At 53.9% G+C, this 13,355-nt stretch carries 10 protein-coding genes and 1 pseudogene; 1 reads left to right on the top strand and 10 read right to left on the bottom strand.

From position 1 onward, the window contains the following. Positions 1-99: 99 nt before the first annotated feature. Positions 100-480: a hypothetical protein gene (locus FX984_RS33275; protein WP_223840758.1), complete on the top strand. Its 381-nt coding sequence runs from the start codon at positions 100-102 to the stop codon at positions 478-480. Between the two features lie 35 nt (positions 481-515). On the opposite strand, the gene FX984_RS25135 is transcribed toward FX984_RS33275, so the two are convergent. The 10 genes and pseudogenes from FX984_RS25135 to FX984_RS25095 all read right to left on the bottom strand — a co-directional run bounded on the left by FX984_RS25135 (position 516) and on the right by FX984_RS25095 (position 13,250). Continuing rightward, positions 516-758, bottom strand: a complete 243-nt coding sequence (locus FX984_RS25135; protein WP_146475894.1) for a type II toxin-antitoxin system PrlF family antitoxin — start codon at positions 756-758, stop codon at positions 516-518. A gap of 258 nt (positions 759-1,016) precedes the next feature. Continuing rightward, a complete protein-coding gene (locus tag FX984_RS25130; RefSeq protein ID WP_146475892.1) occupies positions 1,017-2,642 on the bottom strand; it encodes a DUF2326 domain-containing protein in 1,626 nt (541 codons plus the stop codon). Further along, positions 2,636-2,857, bottom strand: coding sequence for an ABC-three component system middle component 7 (locus FX984_RS33270; protein ID WP_391564218.1), 222 nt, complete (start codon positions 2,855-2,857; stop codon positions 2,636-2,638). Before FX984_RS33270 ends, FX984_RS25130 begins: the two co-directional genes overlap by 7 nt. After that, positions 2,854-3,612: an ABC-three component system protein gene (locus FX984_RS25125; protein ID WP_146475890.1), complete on the bottom strand. Its 759-nt coding sequence runs from the start codon at positions 3,610-3,612 to the stop codon at positions 2,854-2,856. The genes FX984_RS33270 and FX984_RS25125 overlap by 4 nt, the downstream gene beginning before the upstream one ends. A gap of 214 nt (positions 3,613-3,826) precedes the next feature. Further along, the gene (locus tag FX984_RS25120; protein ID WP_146475888.1) at positions 3,827-4,663 is read right to left on the bottom strand and encodes a hypothetical protein; all 837 of its coding nucleotides are present in this window, start codon (positions 4,661-4,663) and stop codon (positions 3,827-3,829) included. Next, complete coding sequence (locus FX984_RS25115; protein WP_146475886.1) at positions 4,660-6,201, bottom strand: AAA family ATPase; 1,542 nt, start codon at positions 6,199-6,201, stop codon at positions 4,660-4,662. The genes FX984_RS25120 and FX984_RS25115 overlap by 4 nt, the downstream gene beginning before the upstream one ends. 145 nt (positions 6,202-6,346) lie before the next feature. After that, positions 6,347-8,173: an ATP-dependent nuclease gene (locus tag FX984_RS25110; RefSeq protein WP_146475884.1), complete on the bottom strand. Its 1,827-nt coding sequence runs from the start codon at positions 8,171-8,173 to the stop codon at positions 6,347-6,349. Positions 8,174-8,586: 413 nt separating this feature from the next. After that, a pseudogene (locus FX984_RS25105) lies at positions 8,587-9,327 on the bottom strand (glutamate synthase-related protein); the annotation flags it as partial. Between the two features lie 81 nt (positions 9,328-9,408). Then, positions 9,409-11,673, bottom strand: a complete 2,265-nt coding sequence (locus tag FX984_RS25100; RefSeq protein WP_146475882.1) for a glycoside hydrolase family 3 N-terminal domain-containing protein — start codon at positions 11,671-11,673, stop codon at positions 9,409-9,411. Then, a complete protein-coding gene (locus tag FX984_RS25095) occupies positions 11,670-13,250 on the bottom strand; it encodes an OpgD/OpgG family glucan biosynthesis protein (protein WP_223841672.1) in 1,581 nt (526 codons plus the stop codon). The genes FX984_RS25100 and FX984_RS25095 overlap by 4 nt, the downstream gene beginning before the upstream one ends. Positions 13,251-13,355 lie beyond the last annotated feature (105 nt).

The following is a 13,355-nucleotide window of genomic DNA, read 5'->3' as shown; positions in this document are numbered from 1 at the left end:
CGCCAATGAGAGTTTGCATCGGCAAGTCCTCAACCTGCTCACGGCTACACGGGTAAGCGAGTTGGAAACGACGAGCAAACTGAGCAATACCCAGATGACATGGCGGCGATCAAAGGCGTTGGTAAGACCGATGGTCAACAACGCAGAGCAGGCAGCCACCACACCGGGAATGGTGATCATGAGACCTGCCTGTCCCTGCGTTATCGCCAGATCGTTGGCGATTTGCGGCAGATGGAATTTACGTTCACCCTGAAGTACCAACTGACATCTGACGAGAGCGATCTGGACGCGCTTGTGGAACGCTTGGCGGAGGAAGGCTGTGATGATGCGTTGGTCGGAATAGGGCAGCCTGGTCGTCTCGCACTCGAGTTTGTCCGTGAAGCGCCTTCTGCGCATGACGCAGTTGAGGGTGCAATAGCAGACGTAAGTCGAGCCCTACCTAACGCGCGGCTGATTGAGGCGGCATTCGCTCCAGCCTGACTGCAGGCGCCATCCGTTTCGCCAGTGTCGAGTATTCATTCATCATCCGCTGAGAGCGGAGAGTTAATGTCAACATCGATACCGCCGATCAAGGAATCGAGGCGAACTAGAAGAGTTGAATCAAGGGCGATCAGCTTCCCTGGGTTACTCAGGACGTCGTCCTCTAACAGCGTCAGAAACTCGCAAGGCTCCCGATCATTTCTTGAGGCGTCTGCACTATCCGGCTCATTGCGAGAAAGGATCGTGGAAATGGATGAAATGGAATTTGAGTCGTTCATGGTACAGACATTATCCGCGCTTGAAGCGCTTGTCATGCGCCGAGTGTGGATTCCGAAAGAAGCTCCTTTGGTTGTCGCTCCTTCGGGCGAAAGCCCGGCTCGACCTCACGTCTTCACGTTATGTGGCCTACCTCACAGCTCGACTATTATGCAAGTGCTTGATAGCGTACCTTAGTGTCCAAATGCTGCTCATCGGGCGGGGGGGCACCGAAGTGAAATTACTGTAATCCCTACTTATATGTACCCGTTTCCGGCCGGCTATTCTGCCTGCACCTTATTTTCTTGGGCGCGCCAATCCTTGGTATAAAGAAGTTTATCAGCGTTCAAGTAAACTACGGCGCATGATTCAACAAGTAATTTTGCTGACTTAGACTCTACGATCTCACCATCAAGCGAAATAAAGCTTTGCTGCCTCAAAGACTGATACACGTGTAGGACGTTCTCAATCGCTTTGTTCTCGACATTTTTGAATAAGATGGAGTCATGAACTAAAAATGGAATGGTCGTGTGCCTAAGTAGCGACGTATCGAGCAATATGAGGTTTGAATAGGCTTTGCCAGTGCCCGTATCCTTGGGTATTTCATAGCTATACTTCTCCGGCATGAGCTCAAGTTTTGGTGAGGCTCGCATCTCGCCATAAATGAAGTTAACTAGGCCCGCAATGTCCGTGTTTAAGTTGTCTTCTATTTTTCGAAGTATGCCAGATTTAAGCTCTTTGAGTTTGTCTTTAAGTTCTTTGGCGTCTTTCTTTAGTTTGATAAATTTATCGTAGAGTTCGTTCTCTTTGGAAAGCTTGGATAATTCCAGGGAGATGTCGATTACTGAGTCTACGATGAACGCTGGGTTGCCCGAATTCTTTAACGCTTTTGCGATTGCTGCATTGCATTCTGCAATTTGAGTATCGATCAGGCTTAATTGCTCGGTTAGTTCTTGTTCTTTAGCTTTGATCTCTTTTCGAAGAATGCGAGTCAGACCGTTGTGAAATGACTCGATAGTATCCAGCTTCTCTAAATTGAGGGAGGGGATAATCTCAAGCAAGGGCTGGAAACTCCGCTTTGAAATATTCTTGTTGTTCTCAAGATTGGCCTTTACCCGTTCAAGCTCGCTTGCGAGGGACATCTTTATTTCGAGCAGCTGGTTTTTTTGTGTTTTTTGTTCCAGTACGGCTTCATCAATCAGTTCGTTGATCGACATGGCCAGGCTGGAGATTTCCTTCCTAATATTATCTAGGCGAGTCTCGTGGGTTGCGATATCTTCCTGATTTTTGTTGTATTTAGTTTTGGTAATTTTCGGGATGATGCTCTGTTTTGCAGCTGCGTTAAGGGATTTTTGCTCAGTAAGCAGATTCGTCTGACGGATGGACAGATCTTCCAGCGGGCCGAATTGCTTAAAGACTTTGATCAGCCACTCGATGCACTGAGATCCACTCTCCTGACTGAAATTATGCAGCGGCCTCCTGACATCGAGGTTGTCTCGTCCCCAAACGCGCGTTACCAAGGACACGATGGATCTAAAGCTCAGATCTTCGATTTCGTTGGTGTAATGAAGCTGCAGGAATTCCAGATATTCAGTGGTACCCATCTCCCTTTTAGAGCCATCGGCGCCATGAACATGTAGCAGAGTCGGGGTGCCAGTATTTCTTTCAAAGACGTACTCTTTATCCAGGCGAAGCTTGAAGATGTAGCTATGGTGTCCCAATGCTTCAGGCACGTCTTTGCCGTGCGTTATAAGCGTATCTCCTCCATAGATGAAATCGATGATTTTGAGAAGAGTCGACTTGCCGATCGAGTTGGAGTTCGCACGATCTCCTACAACAATGTTGAGCTTCTCTTTGAAAGTAATGCGTTTTTCGGTGAACCAATCGCACTCAATGTAGATCAGCATCTTGAAACAATCCCTGTCGTAAGGTTTACATGTAGAGCATTGCTCAGGTGCAAAATCTCTATGGCGTAGAGAAATAACTCGATCGAACCAATACTCGTAGAGGTTTTTTTGTAAAGCTCTCCAAGTGATATCGGTTGCTCTACGGCGGCGTACACTTTGTCCGCGTGGCCTAGGGAAGATTCTGCGAACGATATGAATTTATTAGGCGTGATCATTCGAAGATCTCGCAATTTTGAATGAAGAAGGATGCGATGATTTCCGAGGCTTCGTCCGACTCGGATCCTGAGCGATGGCGTATCCATTCCACGATGTTTTTGAAAATTACTTGCTGGTTCTGGGTTTGCTTTTTTTGCAGCAGATAGTACGTTTTGACCTGAAGAGAGATCATCATCGATGAATCAGGGGACTCTGCCTCGACAAGCTGCAATTTTCTCCGAACAAAGGAAAAGTAGTTGCTCACATTTTCCTTGATGCGGTTTTTGGTCAGTCGAGTCATGGTGTCATTGATTTTTGCACTTAATTCTTTGGGTTCAAGACTGAGCTCAATGTCCTCATCTGAGACGTGTTCCAGGGCATCAATGATTTTTGCAATCTCGTTCTCAATCGCGTATTCATCCATTAGCTTGGATTGGCGGTTTCGCTCCATGATTGATTGTTTGAGCGCGACCATCTCCCTATAACCTTCAGCTGTCCTTGGGTTATCGAATTCAGTATGGCAAAGAATGCAAAGTGCTATGAGATTATCCGGATGATCCACATTGTCGCTAAGTCGGAACTCTTCTTTAAGTAGCTCAAGCTCTTGCGGTTTCGGGTTTAGAGGATAGATGTGCGCGAGCTCGTATCTTTTATTTGAAGTTTTAGCCTTCTCATACATTAACGGTCTGCGACATTTTGGACATTTTGCCGACACCTCGCCTACCAACATTATGTTGATATTCTCGGAGAAGCTCTTGCGTTTGTTCAGGGACATGCTCTGTTCCTTAAGAGCGAGGCGAGCAAAAAAAGCTGAGCAGATGATAGCGTAATGAGGTCATCGTCAGAAGTGCCTGTCTGTCTAGCGTCGGGCACGCCCAACAGCGCTACCCCCCCCCCAGAGACAGGAGGCTGCTTTTCGGTCACTTGGTCGAGCCTCATTAAGGCTTAAAAGGTGCCTACGAAATTCGGGGGGGGATTCACAGTGGTGTCTATTCTTCAGCAAAACCACCGTCACAAAACCAGTCGCTTTCAGCGAAGCTTTGATAGGTAGCTGCACGCCATCCGTTCAGTCGAGCCACGCTGGCACTCTCATAACGGGCCAACAACTCATCCCTCACACCTTGAATCCCCTCACCAGCGTGAATCCCCTTTAGCTGATGGCGTATTGATGAAAGCTCTTCAGCTGCCTCCGCAGAATAGAGATCACCCAAACTAAGTGCCGCGAAATATAGTTCGACGCGATTGGCAAGCTGTTGAGTCCAAATTTCAGGAATCTCAACACGAAATTTCACTACAGCAGGTGTACCGGGGACAACTTGCCCAAGCAACCACCGTTCATTCTCAATGCAGTCAAAATAGGGATGTAACGCGGCCTCATCTGCCGTGGTTGGAATGCTGGCAAGCTTCGCTTTGTTACAACTGGCACAAGCAGGAAGGAGATTAGCAGGTGTTACTGCCAGTACGGGATAGTGAGCCTTAGGCAGGTGATGGTCTAGGGTATCCACCTTGCGCTGGGCACAGAGCAAGCATTTGGCAGAAGAATTAAAGATCTCGTCATATGCCGCTCTACCTGGCGATTTTTTACCAGCCATCCGCTGGGTGTAAACTTTTTCCATTTCAGCAGTTGTGACGTCACCAATAACCGCCTGACGAACGACCTCGTGTAGGCGATTGTTTCTGGCTTTATCCACATAGTCCATTGACGCAGTGGTGACGTCATCGGTAATCGCGGTCAAGCGAGCTTTCAATGCCGGATCTCGCACCCTGCTGATGCACGTGATAAAGACGTCGTTCGCATCCAGTGTTGGGCAAACCATAGAAATCATTGCTTTTCTCCACGGTTTAATACGAGCGCCCGGATCAGTGCTCGAGCCTCGCCACCTAGCTCTCCATCAAACTTTTTCAGGGCTTGCGCTAATGTATCGCTACTCTGAACTGACTCCCTCAGCAATCGATGAAAACCTGCGTCAGTCACCTCAAGGCCGAAAATCTCCCGGGTAAGAATCCCTACGTTCTCCCCGAACGTTTCGATATCAGGTCTTTCAGCCGCGACAACATGTCCGCTTCGTCTTATCTTCCATACGCAGCTCTTGGGTACCTCCTGCACAACCACTGGTGAGTGAGTGGCGATGATTGCCACGCCGTTGCGGTTTACCAACAAGTCGGACAGCGACCTTACAAATGCAGAAAGCAAAGGCGGATGTAGGTGAGCTTCCGGTTCGTCCAAGAGAACAAGTGTGCGTTCTTCCACTGTCTCCACGAGCCTGGTGATTGTTAGTAGCACGATCTTGTGACCAGAACTTAACTTTCCAAACAATCGTCGGGCTGCAAATCTGATCTCCTTTTCGGTCTGCGTGTCATCCGCCAAGGTAGCAACATCCAAGGCTCGGAAAATGGGATCCGTTTCCAGCATCTGCAAAGCGCGTCGCCACCGGGAGAGGCGAGCGCCCTGACTGCAGACCAAGACGCTGGCCCCAAATTCTTCGGATAGTTTTTCCGGCGTTTTAGGTGGTAGGGGACTACCACTTTTGGTTTTTCCTGGACGTTTTAACCCAACGTAAGCGCAAGGTAGCCCGTCCAAGCGGTCTCTTCGGTTGGGCAGGGGTTCGAAAGGGTCGAAAGCACTGAACGTAACCGAAACAAGATTCGCGAACGAGGATTTGTCGTCAGTAACGCACTCGAAAATGCCGACTTTACTTTCGTCTGGTTCCTTATCTATTAACGCTCTGGACATGTTGTTGAGCATGTGTGTCTTGCCAACACCATTACGTCCGATCAATACATGAATGTTTGTCGGGGGCATGGATTCTGGCTCGACTTCAAACGATAACGAAATTTGGTCGACGCGAGAGTTGCGAGTAGGTGGCGCAGTATAGATAAAGCGGAACTCGTTAAGTCTGGCACCTCCGGTTGCGAGGCGACGAAATTGTCCCTCAACAGTGGAGCGCGTCACAGATCTGAGAAGCGATACCCCGGTAACCTTTTCATCCATGGCCCTAAGACACCGGTCAGCGTCCAGCGCGATGTCTCCCAGTCCCTGCAGCACACGGTCACGAACGTCCGGCCCAAGCTTATTGAGATTGTCGTAATATTCATCATCTTGTCCGAGTGAAAAGAACTCATCGCCGATCTGGTCAAACTTACCAGGCAATGTAGGACGGCGCTGGTCTGACTTCATACCGAATTGACCAATCTTCACGTTACCGATTCGGTGACGCACAGCATTATCATCAAAAACGAAGACTATGTATTGAGTGCTATACGTGAACCAGTCATCCCAGTTATCTGTCCATAGCAAAACATGATTTTTGCCGACAGCTGGTAAGCTCTCGCCTTCGGCTACTACCTTGAAATATTCGATCATTTATTACTATCCATGACCTGGGGGTGTAAAGCACAGCCTGAGCGACGTAATTCTCTGAGTTTAACACCCTGTAGTTTCGAAATTTGTATGCAGCGCGGATGACTATATTTGGACGCCCCAGCGTTGTGGCTAGGGCTCCAACCATTTATGCAACGATAGTAATGCTATCCGCCCAAGCCTGAACCGCCGCGTCGATCTGTTCCATCTCAGTCCAAGCTATGGCACCGGCTGGAAGCTCGGCCTCTTCAAAGCCGAAAATTGCGTCAAGGAGTTGCTTTACTACGTTATAGTGATCGTGATCTGCCTTGATATTATTCATGGTGTTTTCCGGCTTGTCACTTTCAATAATCTCCGAAAAATATGCTGCCTCGAAATTACCAATTGAAGCAACCACGCGGGAATACTCGCTCATTTGGTTGGCAATCTTGGTGTTGTTAGTCCAAGCCGGGTTGGCTATCTCTATCTCTGTGTAAACTTTCTTGCCGCCCTGGCTAGCTTTTTTGTCGAGTTTCCTCGATTTCGTTCTTTTCTGGTCAGTATCGTGAAGAACGTAATATTTGGTTTTGAAATGATTAAGGATTTTCATCATTGATGCGACTGTAACTTTACCTCGCGCCCTGATAATGTTTATGTCTTTGTATTGGTAGCTTCCATTGGTGATCTCGCGATCTCTAATGTAGTTAAATGCTGCATACTCTGTATCGCCCTCGACGATCAAAACTTTCCCACCGAAAAAAGCTTCGGAAATATGAGAGTCGAAGAGATTCATTAGCTTCAGGTTTTCTTTGTCATCTTGGTCAAGTTGAACTTGATCAGGCCGGTATAAAGTTGTAGCAGAAACCTTGTGATCGTGATCTTTTTCTGCTCGAATGATGGTGGTGTGGTCTTTGGCAAGATCGATGAAGCTCGGAGAGTGCGTGGTCAGCATGACCTGCCAATTTTCACTATCTGGGAGTGAGTAGAGAACGTCTCTCGCCGCTTGGGTTGCTCGAGGATGAAGGCTAACTTCCGGTTCATCAATTAGTAAGATGTGAGATATATTGGCGCCGAGTGCTTCATGATGGCTTTTAGCTTTTCCACCTACAGCTCTTGCCTTAATTCCCTTGTCAGCGAGTAGTTTCAAGATCGTCCAGAGAGCTGTTCGTTGTGTGCCACTGCCTTGTTTTTCGAGAGGGAAGGACTCACCATTTATAGCCCCCATCTCCAAGCAGAATTCATCACCCAGCAGATCAATGCTGATTGGCGCTACGCTCTCTGGTGAGACAACCTTCATTTGATAACCTGGGAAGATTTGCTCCAAAATCAAATTTGCTTGCGTTTGCATGGTGGCAATGCCAGCAGCTTGAATATCTTTAGAGTCTTGGCGCAAGCTTCTTAAGCTTTCCAGAATCCCATCATATCTTGAATGTTCGTCTTCATCGCTAACCTTCAGACGCTTGATGTCTTCTTCCAACAGGCTGCGAAGAAGTGACGTAATTGCCTTGCTTTGAGCTTCAGGATTGTCAAAAGTGTTGACCCGATGAGGCTTAGGACGCTTGGAGTTGGAGAGGGATTTCATGCCCCAAGGCATTTTTTCTTTATCTGCTGCTTCTGCCCAACGCCCTAGTTTTACATTATATCCAATGCGGATTGGATCAACGTTCACGCCGCCCCATGTCCACCGCTCTTTTACTACCCAAGATTCATTGGGGGCAGCGGCACACCATTCATCCCCAGGCTTATTGTCTTCGATTACAATCGAATGTAGCTCGATTTCTGGGAACGCCTCCGGAAGAACCTGTCGGTTGTGAAAGTCGTCCTGGGTGAGCTTCTGCCCTTCAGTTACAACCTCGAAAGCCCTGAGTATGGTGCTTTTGCCGGAGTTATTGGCACCCACCAGTACGACAATCTTATCGATGTCGACAGCTATCCCTTCTGGGCCAATACATCCAAAATTTTTGATCAGTAGCTTTGTTATTTTTGGAATCGACATATCCCTATCTCGCTCATGTTCATATATTTGATTTAGATCGATTGTATGGCAGACGCTCGGCGAGCGTACCCGCTCACTGGTTGATGGCGCAATGCTTCTATAGGCGCTAGTTATTAACTGAGTCGCATTGAGATGTGGCGGCCGCGAAATCGACTAGTGATCCAGATCTGTTCAACGCAGCTAGAACGAACGTGGTGCGGTCAGGGTGCCCCAGGGAAGAAAAGCGCAGCGTGGAGGAATGACGGGGAGCTTAAAAGAAGAGATCAACAGCTTCCTCTGATCGAAAAGCTGTTTGTTGACCTATGCGATCGCTATGGTCAATGTCGAATTCAAACTACGAGAAGCTGTTTTCGGGCACCTCTAAAGAACAATAGGGTAAAATTCTTAAGGTCAACGTATTGACAATTTAACTTTTGACTCATCTTGATTTCGATCATGCGCACCTGCGGGTTCTGCGCCTGCGCGGCGAAGCGCTCCGGGTCGAAGCGGCCATCGCTGGTACGGCAGCCGAAGTAGCCGCTGCCCAGTTCCCAGGTCAGGTCGCCGCCGTTTTCGCGGTGATAGGGGCTGATGCTGCCTTCGCCGGTGTCATGGGCAAAATTGCCGAGCTTGGCGCCCTGGTTGAGCGCGCGGATCGCATTGGCGCTCAACGAGCCAAAGCTCATCGCCGAGATATTGAACACCGACGCCGAATACGGCTGGGTGCATTGCGGGCCGCCGACCATCACGCGAAAGGCGCTGGGGTCGCTCAGGGGCGCGGGGCGCATGGAGTGGCCGATAAATTCGAAACCCAGCTGGTACACATCGATCAGGGTGCCGAAGGGTTTGTCGGCGGTTTCGTTCTTGGCCCGCGAGTACACCAGGGATCGTTGCGAGCGCGAGAAGGGCAGGGCGTCGCTGTCGGACTCCAGCAGGTACTGGCGTATCTCCGGGCGGATGGCTTCCACCAGGTAACGGATATTGCCCAGGATCGGGTAGTTGCGGCGTACGGCGTGGGGGCTTTGCAACAGGTCGAAAATACCGATCAGGCTCAACACGCCGGTGACCAGGGTGATGGGCCACAGCCATTCGTGTTGGATAAAGGGCAGGCTGGCGAGGGTGAAAATGACGCACACGGCAAAGAAGGCGTAGCGGCTTAGCAAGGACAGGCTCATACGGTTTCCTTGGGTTCGGACTCTCAGGTCGATCCGGCATTCTGCGCCAGTAACGAAACGCCAGACAACCTGCAGGTGGACTCAGTTTGATCCCGGTGATGGGACGGACTGGCCCGAAATAGACAAGGCGCGGCCATCGGTCAGTTCAAACCGGGCCTGGTTTTCGGTGGTCGAATCTGCCCCGACGAAGACGGTGAACGTGCCGGCCTCAATCACCGGCGAAAAGTTGCTGTCCAGCAGGGCAAAGTCCGCCTGGTCAAGGGTGAAGGTCAAGTCCCGAGCCTCGCCGGGCGCCAGTTGCACTTTGCGGAAACCGCGTAATTGGCGAACCGGGCGGGTCACGCTGGCGACGTCATCGCGCAGGTACAACTGCACGATGTCTTCGCCTGGGCGCGCTCCGGTATTGGTGACGGTGACCGCCACGCTCAGCACTTGGGTGGACGCCAGCCGCTGTGTGCTGAGCCGCGGTGCGGAGTAACTGAACGAGGTATAGCTCAGGCCGAAGCCGAAGGGATACAGCGGCGTCCAGTGTTCATCGATATAGCCGGAGGTATACCTTTCATCGCCGCTGGGCGGACGCCCGGTGCTTTTGTGCGCGTAGTAGAGGGGGATCTGCCCCACGTTGCGGGGGAACGTGATCGGCAGTTTGCCGCTGGGGTTGACGTCACCGAACAGGATATCGGCCACGGCATGGCCCATCTCACTGCCCAGGAACCAGGTTTCCAGCAGCGCCGGCGCCTGGCGCACGTTCTGCGAGAGCACCAGCGGGCGGCCATTCATCAACAGGATGACCACGGGTTTGCCGCTGTCCAGCAGGGCACGCAACAGCGCCTCCTGGGCACCCGGCAGGTCCAGGTCCGCGCGACTGCGGGCTTCGCCGCTCTGATCGGCGCGCTCGCCGAGCACGGCGACCACTACCTCGGCGCGGCGGGCGGCCTGCCGGACCTCGTTGAGGTTCTGCGTCTCGGTGCTGATGGGCGAAGCGCCGGGCAGGTACACCACCTCGGTGCCAGGCGCGACGGCACGGCGTATGCCCTGCAAGACCGTGATCGAATCTTGGGGATGAGCCGCCAAGGCCCAGGGGCCGAGCGTGGCCTCGGCGTCCGTGGCCAGGCTGCCGACCACCAGCATGTTGCGCAGGTGCTTGGGCAGCGGCAGCAGGGCGTCGGTGTTTTTCAACAATACGATGGACTTCTGCGCGGCCTCGCGTGCCAGTGCCCGGTGCTGCGGGGTCAGGACATTGGTCCGCTGCCGCGCCTCGTCGCTGTAGCGGTAGGGATCGTCAAGCAGTCCCAGGCGCTGCTTGGCCTGGAGTACACGGCGCACCGCATTATCCACGGCGGTCAGGGAAACCTGGCCAGTGCGCACCAGGGTGGGCAGGTATTGGCGGTACGTCTGGCTGACCATGTCGATGTCCACGCCGGCGTTGAACGCCAGCCGTGCCCGGTCGGTCGGACCGCCGGCGATGCCGTGCTGGCTCAGCTCCCAGAGGGCGTTGAAGTCACTGACAATGAGGCCACGGAACCGCCACTGATTGCGCAGCACACCGGTCAACAGCGCGGTGTTGCTGTGCAGGGGCGTCCCGGCCAGTTCGTTGAACGAGGGCATGATCCCATCGACGCCAGCCGCCACGGCCGCCTGGAAAGGTGGCAAGTACACCTCCCGCAAGGTGCGTTCCGACACGTCGGCGACGTTGTAGTCGCGCCCGCCTTCTGCCGCGCCGTAGGTCACGAAGTGTTTCGCGGTCGCCAGCATAAATGACGGGTCGGCAGGCCCGGCACCGTGGAACCCCCGCACCTTGGCGCTGGCCAGCGCTGCGCCCAGGAATGGATCTTCGCCGGTGCTTTCCACCACACGGCCCCAGCGCGGGTCGCGGGCAATGTCGACCATGGGCGCGAAGGTCCAGTGTATGCCGCTGGCCGTCGCTTCAACGGCCGCCGCGCGAGCGGTCCGTTGTGCCAGGTCAACGTCCCAGGCCGCAGCTTCTGCCAACGGCACGGGAAATACGGTGCGAAACCCGTGGATCACATCAAAGGCAAACAACAACGGTATAGGCAGGCGCGAACGGGTGACGGCGTGTTCCTGTAACCGGCGGGTCTGTTCGACGCCGTAGGCGCCAAGGACCGAGCCCACGGTGCTCATGGGCCGTTGCGCCAGCTCGCCTGGGTCAATGACCGGGCCGGTAGGTGTGTCCTGGACGCCGAGCTGGCTGAGTTGATCGACTTTTTCTTCCAGCGTCATCTGCTGCAACAAGGCCTCTACCGGGTCCTGCTCGCCGGCCTGGAGAGCGTTGCCGCTGGCATTGAGGGCCAGGCAGAGCAGCGCCCATTGACCGCCGAGCCTCATGGACTATTGCCGGTGTCAGCCGTTGAAGGGGTACCGATTGCCGTCGATTCCGAATGGAAGGGGTGGTACTGATACAGCCAGGTCTCTGACAGCGGCTGGCCGTCCAGGCGTAGGAACAGGCGCAATTCCACCGGGTCCTTGCCGTCGACGCTCAGGTCGAACTGTGCCCGCCAATGGCCGGCGACGCCGTCCGGCACCGCTTCGGTAAAGACCCGGCTGAGCGCGCCCCTGGAGCCACTGATCACGGCCTCGGGCTTGACCCCCGGTGCGAGTTTTTCCAAGGGGGCGCCCTGGAATTCCACCACGAATTTACGTACCCCCAGCGGGCGCGGCTCGCCCGGTGAGCCGCCTTTGCCCAGGCGAGTGGCCACGCACACCGCCAGTGGCGAAACGTAGGGCTCCCGGGCCAGCCAGTGCAGGCGATACCGCAGCGCATAACGGTTGCCCGCTTCCGCCGGGGCCGAGGGCACCCACATTGCGACGATGTTGTCGTGGATCTCGTCGTCGGTGCCGTTTTCCATCAGTTGCACGCTGCCTTCGCCCCAATCGCCCAATGGCTCGACCCACAGGCTGGGGCGCCGCTGGTAATTCACGCCATCGAGGTAGTGGTCGAAATCACGGTCGCGCTGTAACAGGCCGAAGCCCTTCGGTTGCCGGTCGCTGAACGCCGAAACCAGGGTGCGTGGCGGGTTGTTCAAGGGCCGCCAGATACGTTCTCCGTTGCCGGTCCACAGCGCCAGGCCGTCACTGTCGTGGACCTCGGGGCGCCAGTCGGCGGCGGTGCGCTTGGCGGTTTCACTGAACCAGAACATCGAGGTCAGCGGCGCAATGCCCAGCCGGCCGACGTTCTTGCGCAGGAAAAACGTGCAGTCGATGTCCATGACCACGCCCTGTGTGCGGTGGATCACGAAACGGTAGGCGCCGCAGATACTGGGGCCGTCGAGCCGCGCGTAGAGGGTCATGGCGTTTGTGTGCTGGTTCTTTGGCGGCTCGAACCAGATATGGGTGAAGTCGGGGAATTCTTCGGCCTTGCCGGCTTGTGCCACATCCAGAGCAATCGCCCGTGCCGACAGGCCGTACTGGTACAACTCGCCGATGGCCCGGAAGTACGACGCGCCAAGAAAGGCCACCCAGTCGTTTTGTTGCCACGCCAGCCTGGCCTGGTCGCCCAGGCGGCTTTCCTGGATACGAAAGCCGGCGAACCCGCTGTTACGGGGCAGGGCATGGGCCGGGCTGTCGCCCGGCATATCAAAGTGCGCCGGGTCGTAGACGATCTCGCGGGCGATGCCGTTGTCCAGCACATACAGCCTGACGGGCGTGCGAAAAAACGACCCCAGGTGAAAGAATGTCACAGGGAACTTGCCGGGGCCTTTGGCGAACAGGGCGTGCTCGGGTTTGAAGCGGATCTGGCCATGGGCGGCGTAGTCGAGTCGCGCCAGCAGCGCGGCCGATGCGGTGCTGGGGTAGGTGTAGGGTTTCAAGGCATCGGCCTGTGCCTGTTCGATCAAGCCTTCGAAGGAAAAAGTACTGGCCGGGTCGGCTGTATCGGCCGCCAGGGCGCCCCTGCCCAGTGGCATGAGCAAGGCGCCCAGTGACGCGTATGTGAGGAACTCGCGGCGCGTAGACATGGTGTCCTTTCCTTCGACGATGAGAGCCCAGGCCTCACGTTCAGCACGCCACCG

This window comes from Pseudomonas marginalis (assembly GCF_008692035.1).
In the GTDB taxonomy this organism is placed as follows: domain Bacteria; phylum Pseudomonadota; class Gammaproteobacteria; order Pseudomonadales; family Pseudomonadaceae; genus Aquipseudomonas; species Aquipseudomonas marginalis.
Note: the sequence above shows the minus strand (reverse complement) of the source record. Positions and strands in the feature narration are given on the sequence as shown.

What these genes read in the sequence shown, in the direction of transcription:
- FX984_RS25100 (WP_146475882.1), bottom strand. Translation starts at nt 11,673, where the DNA reads ATGAGGCTCGGCGGTCAATGGGCGCTGCTCTGCCTGGCCCTCAATGCC.
- FX984_RS33275 (WP_223840758.1), top strand. Translation starts at nt 100, where the DNA reads ATGGCGGCGATCAAAGGCGTTGGTAAGACCGATGGTCAACAACGCAGA.
- FX984_RS25120 (WP_146475888.1), bottom strand. Translation starts at nt 4,663, where the DNA reads ATGATTTCTATGGTTTGCCCAACACTGGATGCGAACGACGTCTTTATC.
- FX984_RS25110 (WP_146475884.1), bottom strand. Translation starts at nt 8,173, where the DNA reads ATGTCGATTCCAAAAATAACAAAGCTACTGATCAAAAATTTTGGATGT.
- FX984_RS25135 (WP_146475894.1), bottom strand. Translation starts at nt 758, where the DNA reads ATGAACGACTCAAATTCCATTTCATCCATTTCCACGATCCTTTCTCGC.
- FX984_RS25125 (WP_146475890.1), bottom strand. Translation starts at nt 3,612, where the DNA reads ATGTCCCTGAACAAACGCAAGAGCTTCTCCGAGAATATCAACATAATG.
- FX984_RS33270 (WP_391564218.1), bottom strand. Translation starts at nt 2,857, where the DNA reads ATGATCACGCCTAATAAATTCATATCGTTCGCAGAATCTTCCCTAGGC.
- FX984_RS25130 (WP_146475892.1), bottom strand. Translation starts at nt 2,642, where the DNA reads ATGCTGATCTACATTGAGTGCGATTGGTTCACCGAAAAACGCATTACT.
- FX984_RS25095 (WP_223841672.1), bottom strand. Translation starts at nt 13,250, where the DNA reads ATGCCACTGGGCAGGGGCGCCCTGGCGGCCGATACAGCCGACCCGGCC.
- FX984_RS25115 (WP_146475886.1), bottom strand. Translation starts at nt 6,201, where the DNA reads ATGATCGAATATTTCAAGGTAGTAGCCGAAGGCGAGAGCTTACCAGCT.